Source organism: Streptomyces pseudogriseolus (assembly GCA_002154585.1).
GTDB lineage: Bacteria > Actinomycetota > Actinomycetes > Streptomycetales > Streptomycetaceae > Streptomyces > Streptomyces pseudogriseolus.
Genome location: MUNG01000714.1, coordinates 343 through 1599 on the forward strand (window position 1 = coordinate 343; position 1257 = coordinate 1599).

Here is a 1257-nt window from a genome sequence, read left to right on the forward strand (position 1 = left end):
GGCTGGTCGTCGACCAGTAGGACGCGGATGGCCACGTAAGTCTCCTTCGCTAGTCCGGCCCCATTCTGCCCTGCTCGGTCCCGCCGGACTCAGGCGCCCTCACGGGGAGCGGGTAGGGCGGGGGAGTGCCGCCGAACTCCGGGCAATACGCCTGGTGGTCGCACCAGCCGCACAGCTTCGTCGGACGCGGCCGCCAGTCGCCCGACTCGGTCGCCCGGCGGATCGCCTCCCACAGCGCCAGCAGCTTGCGCTCCACCCGCTCCAGGTCGGCGAGCAGCGGGTCGTACGTCAGCACGTCGCCGCTGCCCAGGTACACCAGCTGGAGCCGGCGCGGGATCACCCGCTTCAGGCGCCACACCACCAGGGCGTAGAACTTCATCTGGAACAGCGCGCCCTCCGCGTACTCCGGGCGGGGCGCCTTGCCCGTCTTGTAGTCGACGATCCGCACCTCCCCGGTGGGCGCCACGTCGACCCGGTCGATGATGCCGCGCAGCCGCAGCCCCGATTCCAGCTCCGCCTCCACGAACAGCTCCCGCTCGGCGGGCTCGAGGCGGCTCGGGTCCTCCAGCGTGAACCACCGCTCGACCAGCGCCTCCGCCTCCGTCAGCCAGCGCGCCAGCCGCTCGCCCTCCGGGTCGTCCGCGAACAGCTCCGCGACCTCCGGCCGGCTCTCGCGCAGCCGGTCCCACTGCCCGGGGATCAGCGACTTCGCGCGCGGCACGGTGCGGTCGCCGGCCGGGGCGTCGAACAGCCGCTCGAGCACCGCGTGCACCAGCGTGCCCCGGGTCGCGGCCTCGCTCGGTTTCTCCGGCAGCCGGTCGATCACCCGGAACCGGTACAGCAGCGGGCACTGCATGAAGTCGCTCGCCCGGGACGGCGACAGCGAGGCGGGGGGCGCGGCGGCGGGAGGGGCCACCACGACCGTGTCCACCGCCTCCGCGGGCACGGCCGGGCCGGTGTCGGGCCGCGTCGCGCCCTCGGTGCTCGTCTCCATGACCACAGACCTTACGGCCCGCCGCCGACATCGCGGTGCGCCTGTGGACAGAAGGGGTAGAGACAGGGGTGCGGGGCGGAAGGGACGGCGAACGCCGCATACCATCGACCCAGGACCCTCCCGTCCGGCAGGCGCGGGAGACGCAGCGAACGAGGGGACACCGGTGGACGCAAGCGGCGGGCGCGGACAGCCGCGGCCCGGCAACGACGAGTCGGCCGAGCACACCGGGCCCGAGGCCCCGGCCCCCGGCGACGCCCCCACGC

At 74.4% G+C, this 1257-nt stretch carries 1 protein-coding gene; it reads right to left on the bottom strand.

Annotated elements, in window-relative coordinates; all coding sequences use genetic code 11:
- Positions 1–49: 49 nt before the first annotated feature.
- Entirely contained in the window at positions 50–994 is a 945-nt protein-coding gene (locus CCN29_RS34280) for a RecB family exonuclease (protein ID WP_006132285.1), read from the bottom strand.
- Positions 995–1257: the final 263 nt, after the last annotated feature.